Annotated in this window: 6 protein-coding genes; 2 read left to right on the plus strand and 4 right to left on the minus strand. The window is 72.6% G+C overall.

Going from position 1 to position 5920, the window contains the following annotated elements; genetic code table 11:
• Positions 1-85: 85 nt before the first annotated feature.
• From ACFWEP_RS30345 to ACFWEP_RS30360, 4 genes are all read right to left on the minus strand, one after another.
• The gene (locus tag ACFWEP_RS30345; RefSeq protein WP_387374844.1) at positions 86-544 is read right to left on the minus strand and encodes an SRPBCC family protein; all 459 of its coding nucleotides are present in this window, start codon (positions 542-544) and stop codon (positions 86-88) included.
• A gap of 97 nt (positions 545-641) precedes the next feature.
• Positions 642-908: a UBP-type zinc finger domain-containing protein gene (locus ACFWEP_RS30350; protein WP_387374846.1), complete on the minus strand. Its 267-nt coding sequence runs from the start codon at positions 906-908 to the stop codon at positions 642-644.
• A gap of 100 nt (positions 909-1008) precedes the next feature.
• Complete coding sequence (rbsK, locus tag ACFWEP_RS30355; RefSeq protein WP_387374848.1) at positions 1009-1935, minus strand: ribokinase; 927 nt, start codon at positions 1933-1935, stop codon at positions 1009-1011.
• Entirely contained in the window at positions 1919-3082 is a 1164-nt protein-coding gene (locus ACFWEP_RS30360; protein ID WP_387374850.1) for a substrate-binding domain-containing protein, read from the minus strand. The genes rbsK and ACFWEP_RS30360 overlap by 17 nt, the downstream gene beginning before the upstream one ends.
• A 344-nt stretch (positions 3083-3426) precedes the next feature.
• On the opposite strand from ACFWEP_RS30360, the gene ACFWEP_RS30365 reads away from it, so the two are divergent.
• Positions 3427-4419, plus strand: a complete 993-nt coding sequence (locus ACFWEP_RS30365; protein ID WP_387374854.1) for a nucleoside hydrolase — start codon at positions 3427-3429, stop codon at positions 4417-4419.
• Positions 4416-5864, plus strand: a complete 1449-nt coding sequence (locus ACFWEP_RS30370) for an MFS transporter (protein WP_387374852.1) — start codon at positions 4416-4418, stop codon at positions 5862-5864. Before ACFWEP_RS30365 ends, ACFWEP_RS30370 begins: the two co-directional genes overlap by 4 nt.
• The last annotated feature ends 56 nt before the right edge of the window (positions 5865-5920 follow it).

A 5920-nucleotide genomic window follows, 5' to 3' on the forward strand; every position in this document is an offset into this window, starting at 1 on the left:
TCCGGGCCTCTCGCACGTCCGGGCACGCTCCTGCCCGCGGCTCTGCGGGTCTCTGCCGCTCGGCGGGCTCAGGGGCTTCCGCCGCTCAGCGGCTCGGGACGGCGGCCTCCACGGCCTTCTTGATACGGAGACCGAAGGCGGGTGCGTCCTTGCGAGCGGCCTTGGCGGCGAAGCCGACCAGCAGTTTGCCGACGCCGTGGCCTTCGAGGACGTTGTGGATCCGTACCCGGGTCCCGCCGTTTCCGGTCGGCTCCAGGTCGTACCCGCCGTCCGACGCGGTGACCACGTTCTTCGACTTCTCCTGCCAGCGGACCCGGGTCGGAGCCACCAGTTCGGTGATGACGAATTCCCGCTGGGTGGTCATTCCGGCGTCCTTGACCGTCGAGCGGAACGTCGTGCCGACGACCGTGGGGCCCACCGGAGACTTCTCGATCTTCTGCACGCGCGGGCTGAAGTCCCGGTCGTTCTCGCCGTCGGCGAGATAGGCGAAGACGCTGTCGATCGGACGGTCGATCTCCACGATCGCCTCGAATTGCGTGGCCATGGGTTCCTCCTCGGGGAATGCGCCCAGTCTTCGGTGCGCGCTCCCCGGGCGCACCCGGAATGACTGCCTCCGGGTGTCCTGCCGCAAGACCGCGGCGTCAGCCGAGTACCTCGTGGCGGAAGCACCAGCGCCACTCCTCGCCCGGCTCGTGGGAGCGCATGACGGGGTGCCCGGACGCCTCGTAGTGGGCGGTCGCGTGCCGCAGGGGCGAGCTGTCGCAGCACGCCACCCGGCCGCAGGTCAGACAGCGCCGCAGGTGCACCCAGTCGTCCCTGCCGACGGCCAGGCAATCGGCGCAGGCGTCGGCGGGAGGGGCGGGGGCCGTGTCCGGGTTCGCCCGGTCCAGATCGTCGCAGAGGGCCATGTGCCGAGCGTACGGTCGTGCCGGGCGGGCGGCAGGACGGGGAACCCGGGTCGTGCCCGGATCGCGGCGGGGCCGGGGTTCCCCGGCGGTCGGTGGCGATTCACTTCTGGCGGCTGAGGAACTCCTCGACCTCGTCCCGCACCGGGAGGGAGGACTGCGCTCCGGCGCGCGTGGTGCTCAGCGCGGCGGCGGCCGAGGCCCAGCGGGCGGCCTCCGCGAGGGAGCGGCCCTCAGAGAGCCCGACCGCGAGCGCGCCGCAGAAGCAGTCCCCGGCGGCGGTGGTGTCCTTCGGGTCGACGCGGAAGGCGGGCAGGTGCAGGTGGGCGGTGCCTTCCAGCAGCAGGACACCGTCGCCGCCGAGGGTGACGACGACCGCTCCGGCTCCGCGCAGTCTGCGGGCGGCCGCGACGACCTCGTCGGTGGTGCGGGGGACGGCCGTCCCGGTGAGCGCGGCCAGTTCGGTGCGGTTGGGCACCAGCAGGTCGACGTAGGGCGGCGGGGTGGTGCCCGGTGTCACCGGCGCCGGATTGTACAGGACCGTCCCGCCGGCGAGGCGGGCGGCGGCGTGGTTGGCCTCGTCCGGGACCTCCTGCTGGAGGACGGTGACGGCCGCCCGGTGCAGTACGTCGGCGGCGGCCTCGCAGTCGGCCGCGCCGAGACGGGAGTTGGCTCCAGGGCTGACGATGATGGTGTTCTCCCCGGCCGGGGAGACGGCGATCATCGCCCGGCCGGTGGCGGTGCCGGCGGTGGTGCGCACGTGCGTGATGTCGACACCCTGGCCGCCCACGGCACCGGTCATCACCTGGCCGGCGTCGTCGTCGCCGACCCGGCCGACGAAGGAGACCTCGGCCCCGAGGCGGGCCACGGCGACGGCCTGGTTGGCGCCCTTCCCACCGGGATGCTGGGCGATGTCCCCGCCCAGCACGGTCTCCCCGGGCACGGGGTGCCGCGGTACGGGGGCGACAAGGTCGAGGTTCAGGCTTCCGACGACGGCGATCACTGCTGGTTCCTCACGCTGTTGGGTCATTGCGGTCACGGGGCCGCGGGGGCACGGGGCTCGCCGGACGGGAGTCCGGTGCCGCGGCGGGGCTGGGCGTGTGCGGCGGGCCGGCTGTGGCCACCGGGGGCGTTCCGATGGCCGGCGGGACGCTGGAGGCCCGGACCGCCAGCTCGGGTGCGAGTCGCACCGTGCGCACCTTCCGCGCGCCGGTGGCCCGCGCGTCGGCCGGGCCGCCCGCGCGTCCGGTGTCCAGCCTCTTCGCCAGTAACGCGACGGCCTCTGCGGCGAGTTCACGGACCGGCTGGCGCACGGTGGTCAGCCCGGGGGCGGTGAGCGAGGCCATCGGCACGTCGTCGAAGCCCGTCACCGCGACCTCCCCGGGCACGTCGGCGCCCAGTTCGCGCAGACGTTGCAGCGCTCCGATGGCGATCAGGTCGTTGGCGCAGACCACGGCGTCCGGGCGGGACGGCCACAGCCGGTCGACGGCGGTCCGGCCCCAGGCGACGGAGAAGTCCCCGAGTTCGACCGGGGCCCACTCGCCGCCCGGGAAAAGCGCTCCCGCGTTCGCTTCGAAGGCGGCCCGGCGCTCGGCAGCGGCCGAGTCGGTACCGGCGGCGCCGATGAAACAGGGCCGGCGCCTGCCGGTGGCCGCCAGGTGGTCCAGGACCAGGGCGATGCCCGCGGTGTTGTCGACCGCGACCAGGTCCGCGACGCCCGGTCCGCATCCGCGGTCGAGCAGCACCAGCGGCACCTTGTCGGCCGCGTCGGCGACCGCGGTCCGGCTGAGGTGTTCGTCGACGGGGACCACCAGAATGGCGTCGACCCGTCTGCCCAGGAGGTCGGCGATCCGGCCGGCTTCCACACCGGGGTCGTCGTCGCAGTCGGCGAGCAGCGCGGCCCGTCCGTAGCCGTGCAGGGCGTACGTGAGCTCCCGCACCAGCGACGGGTAGAACGGGTTGGTGATCTGCGGCAGCACCAGGCCGACGGTGCCCGTGGACCGGCTGCGCAGGGAGCGCGCGACCTGATTGGGCACGTAACCGAGGGTTTCGGCGGCGGCGCGCACCCGGGACGCGATCTCCTCGCCGACCGGCCGTGTGCCGGCCATGACGCGGGAGACCGTCGCTACCGAGCAACCGGACAGCGCCGCGACGTCCCTCAGGGTCACTTCACCCACCGGGCAGCCTCCTTGCCAGCCACGGCCCGCCCCGCGGCGAACCCCGTCATCCTTGACGAGGGCAAACGTTATCACTCGAATTCGCCCGGATGAAGGGCTGTTGAAAGGAGCTCAGCACTGCGTCGACCTCGCAGGACTGTGATGCGTGCCTCATGCATTGACATTTCGGTGCGGGGTTGAGCAATCTCTTGGGAGAACGTTTTCCCAGCGTCTTCCGGACGCTGCGGCCCGGGCGTGCGCCCCGTCCTCCGGGACGGCTCCGCGGATCCGCGTTCCCAAGGTTCTGCCGCCGGTCCGTCCGGCGCGCAGCCGCACACCGTCACAGCCGAGCAAAGGGGCTCATGTTGACCAGGAAGATCATCCTCGATTGCGATCCCGGACACGACGACGCGATCGCCATGCTGCTGGCCCACGGCAGCCCGGGCGTGGAGCTGGTCGGCGTGACCACGGTGGTCGGCAACCAGACGCTGGAGAAGGTGACCCGTAACGCCCTGTCGGTGGCGCGGATCGCCGGTATCACCGGTGTGCCGTTCGCGGCGGGCAACCCCCGTCCGCTGGTCCGCGAGATCGAGACGGCCCCGGACATCCACGGCGAGTCCGGCCTGGACGGCCCGGTCCTGCCCGAGCCCCGGACCGAGCTGGACCGGCGGCACGCGGTGGACCTGATCATCGACCTCGTCATGTCGCACGAGCCGGGCGAGATCACCATCGTGCCGACCGCGGGGCTGACCAACATCGCCATGGCGGTCCGCAAGGAGCCGCGCATCGCGGAGCGGGTCCGCGAGGTCGTCCTGATGGGCGGCGGCTACCACGAGGGGAACTGGAGCGCGGTCGCCGAGTTCAACATCATCATCGACCCCGAGGCCGCGCACATCGTCTTCAACGCGGGCTGGCCGGTCACCATGGTCGGCCTCGACCTGACCCACCAGGCGCTGGCCACCCCGGAGGTCCGTGAGCGGATCTCCGCCGTCGGCACCCGCCCGGCCCGGTTCGTCGGCGAGCTGCTGGACTTCTTCGGCGACATGTACCTGGAGGCGCAGGGCTTCGAGCACCCGCCGGTGCACGACCCGTGCGCCGTCGCCTACGTGATCGACCCCGACGTCATGACCACGCGCAGGGTCCCGGTCGACATCGAGCTGCACGGCTCGCTCACCCTCGGCATGACCGTCGCGGACTTCCGCCGGCCGGCTCCCGAGGACTGCCGCACCCAGGTGGCCGTGTCGCTCGACCGCGACCGCTTCTGGGGCCTGGTCGTGGACGCGCTGGAGCGCATCGGCGAGGGCGGCGACCCCGACGGCGACAAGGCCGTCCCCGCCCCGGAGCGTGAGCAGGCGTGAACGTCTCCACCGCACCCGTCACGCCCGACGCGAAGGGCGCCGTCCACGGCCGCCCGGTACGCGTCGGCGCGCTGATGGTCGCCCTGCTGGTGGCCTGTTTCGCTTTCCAGCTCAACGCGAGCATGCTCAGTCCCGCCCTGACGGACATGGCGGAGTCGCTGCACACCACGTCGGTGTCCATCGGCAGCACCCAGACCGCGTTCTTCACCTCCGCGGCCGTCTTCTCGCTGTTCCTGCCGCGCCTGGGCGACCTGATCGGCCGCCGCAGGGTACTGACGGGCATGCTGGCGCTGATGGTCGTCGGCTGCGTGATCTCGGCCCTGGCCACCGACGTGCCGGTGCTGTTCGTCGGCCGTGTGCTCCAGGGTGTCAGCGGGCCGGTCGTGCCGCTGTGTCTGATCATGCTGCGCAACGAGGTCCGGGAGCCGAAGCTGTACGGCACCCTGCTCGGCGTCATCACCGCGGTCAACGGCGGCATCGCCGGTCTCGACTCCGTGGCCGGCGGTTCTCTCACCGACCACTTCGGCTTCGGCTCCGTCTTCTGGACCATGGCCGTGGTCGCCGCGCTCGGCGCCGTTCTCGTCGCCACCCTGACCCCCGAGTCGAAGGCCACCGCGGGCGACACCCGCATGGACTGGCCGGGTGCCCTCTTCCTCGCTGTCTCGGTCGGCACCCTGCTGCTCGCGCTCGACGAGGCCGGCAAGCTGTCCGCCGCGAACTGGACGTACGCGGTGCTCATGGCGGTCGTCGCGGTCGTCGCGTTCGCCCTGTTCTGGCGCAACGAGGGACGGGCCGCCCACCCGCTGGTCGCCCTGCACCACCTGCGGCGCCGTGCCACCTGGTCGCTGCTGGCCTGCACCCTGCTCACCATGACGGGTGTCTTCGCCGTCATGAACGGCCTGGTGCCCGCCTTCGCCCAGAACGCCGAGGCCGGCCTGGGGATGTCCGCCACCGGCTCCGCCTGGTGGACGCTCACCCCCTACGCCCTCGCCGGGTTCGCCATGGGCCCGCTGGCCGGCCGCGCCGCGGCCACCTGGGGCTACGGCCGCGTCCTGCGGGTCGGCCTGATCGGCTCCGTGATATCCGTCGCGGTCCTCGCGAGCACCCTGCACACCGGTTCGCGCGCCTGGCTGCTGATCGGCTCCCTGCTGGTCGGCATCACCTACGCGGGCATCGGCAACATCATCCTCAACGGGCTGGGGATCGTCCTCTCCCCCGACGACAACCCGGGCTTCCTGCCGGGCCTGAACGCGGGTGCGTTCAACCTCGGCGCGGGCCTCAGCTTCGTCGTCCTGGACGCCGTCCAGAGCGCCGTCCACCCGTCCTCGGCCGGCTCGACGTCCGGCTACTCCACCGCGATGATCGCCGGAATCGTGCTCATCGTGATCGCTCTCGCGGTCTCGTTCCTGATCCCGAAGCCCGCGCGGGCCGAGGTCGACGGGTAACTCCGCCCGCCCCGGGAGCGGTCCGCGGCCCCCGACCCGCACACGGCCCTGTGCCG

It is taken from the genome of Streptomyces sp. NPDC060198, from assembly GCF_042728415.1.
GTDB lineage: Bacteria > Actinomycetota > Actinomycetes > Streptomycetales > Streptomycetaceae > Streptomyces.